Source organism: Pseudoalteromonas phenolica, assembly GCF_005876835.1.
GTDB classification, from domain to species: domain Bacteria; phylum Pseudomonadota; class Gammaproteobacteria; order Enterobacterales; family Alteromonadaceae; genus Pseudoalteromonas; species Pseudoalteromonas phenolica_B.
The window spans coordinates 1-1,323 of sequence record NZ_PPSW01000065.1; the positions used below are offsets into that span (position 1 = coordinate 1).

General features: G+C 40.5%; 2 protein-coding genes. Both read right to left on the reverse strand.

Annotated elements, in window-relative coordinates; translation table 11 throughout:
• On the reverse strand, window positions 1-216 hold a 216-nt coding region (locus C1E24_RS20640), incomplete at its 3' end, for a Gfo/Idh/MocA family oxidoreductase (RefSeq protein ID WP_171040948.1).
• Between the two features lies 1 nt (window position 217).
• Window positions 218-1,297: a non-hydrolyzing UDP-N-acetylglucosamine 2-epimerase gene (gene wecB / locus C1E24_RS20645; RefSeq protein WP_138484785.1), complete on the reverse strand. Its 1,080-nt coding sequence runs from the start codon at window positions 1,295-1,297 to the stop codon at window positions 218-220.
• Between the last annotated feature and the right edge of the window lie 26 nt (window positions 1,298-1,323).

A 1,323-nucleotide genomic window follows, 5' to 3' on the forward strand; every position in this document is an offset into this window, starting at 1 on the left:
ATCTAGTTTATTACCCTGTAAAGCTTGGTCTTCAACAAACGCCGTGAAGTCTTCAAATTCTGTGAAAAATTCAGCCTCTGGGAAGTGGCTGTCCATAATACCCACAGAATCATTGATATCCATTGCCGCAACTAAATTGTTACCCGTATCTTTAATCGCGCGAAGGTGACGTGGTGCGATATATCCCGCCGCACCTATTAATGCAAAATTTTTCATGCTAGTTACATCCATCTTTTAATAAATAACTAATAATGTCTTCGGCGCAATGGCCATTACCATAAAATGGGACAGAGTAATCTATGGCAGCTGATTTAGCTTTAGCATAAGCTGTTAAGATCTTTGTTTTATCAACCCCTACCAAATGATTACTACCATGTTCTATCAGTTCAACCCATTCTGTCTCATCACGCGTCACTAAACATGGCTTGTCAAAGAAATACGCTTCCTTTTGAACACCACCACTATCACTTACCACAAGACTGCAATGCTGTAACAGATAGACCATTTCCAAATAACCAACAGGCTCTAGTATGGTAAAATCAACCGGTATATCGTTTGTATCTAAAATAGCTTTAGTTCGTGGATGCAAAGGAACCACAACTGGTTCTGATTTGTTAATGTCGTTTAAAGATTCAACAAGAGATCTCAAGCGATTCAAGTCGTTTGTATTTTCTGCACGATGAATTGTACCTAAGACAAATTCACCCAACTGAATGTTAGCAGGTAACTCTGCAGGTTTTTGACTTCGCTGTGCATAAAACTTCGCGGCATCGAACATAACATCACCTACTACGGGTAGGTAATTGGCATCATCAGCATAGCCTTCTTTAAGCAAGTTCTGCTTAGCAGACATCGTTGGGCAAAATAAAATCTTACTTAACTTATCAGTCAAAATTCTATTTTGCTCTTCTGGCATACGCATGTTGAAACTACGCAAACCTGCCTCAACATGTGCAACATTAATATGTAATTTCGATGCAGCGAGAGCACCTGCTAACGTAGAATTAGTATCACCATAAACAAGCACCCAATCCGGCTGTTCTTTGAGTAAAACCTCTTCTATCTTCTCAAGCATACGACCAGTCATAGCGCCATGACTTAGAGAAGCTATCTCCAACTGGTAATCGGGCCTAGGGATATCCATCTGCTCGAAGAAAACATCACTCATGTTGGCGTCAAAATGCTGACCAGTATGGACTATTACTTCCACTATTTCATCGTGCAGCTTGATTGCACGACTGACCACTGCGGCCTTTATAAACTGAGGTCTCGCCCCTACAACCGTAACGATTTTCATGATAATTAAAGTCTAATATCCGCTTC